This is a genomic window from Elizabethkingia argenteiflava (assembly GCF_009904105.1).
Classification (GTDB): Bacteria; Bacteroidota; Bacteroidia; order Flavobacteriales; family Weeksellaceae; genus Elizabethkingia; species Elizabethkingia argenteiflava.
In genome coordinates this window covers 1-313 of the sequence record NZ_JAAABJ010000261.1, presented here as the reverse complement: position 1 = coordinate 313, position 313 = coordinate 1, and the positions used below count along the sequence as shown (strand labels likewise).

1 protein-coding gene is annotated in these 313 nt (G+C 38.3%); it reads left to right on the top strand.

All coding sequences use genetic code 11. The features are described from left to right. On the top strand, window positions 1-184 hold a 184-nt coding region (locus GNY06_RS13615), incomplete at its 5' end, for a hypothetical protein (protein ID WP_212995071.1). Between the last annotated feature and the right edge of the window lie 129 nt (window positions 185-313).

Here is a 313-nt window from a genome sequence, read left to right as displayed (position 1 = left end):
TGTCAAACCCAGCATGAGCACTGTTGGAAAACAAGAACATGAGAAAAAGAGGAAGGAAAATCTACATGGGGAATGTCCGCACCAAATAAAGTTGAAAAAGAGCGGAGATTCGCCGTTGACGAATTTGGGGATTCCACAAGGAAACAAACACCCCGTCAAAAGTCCTTTACGAAAAAAAAGATGAATCACATCATATTCTGCAGGCACGATGACATCGATAGAAATGAGTTAATGAGAAACGCAATAGATAGCAAGTGCAAAAGAAGCAAAAAACACTAGAGCTCACTAATAAATATAAAAAAAAAGAGTTGAC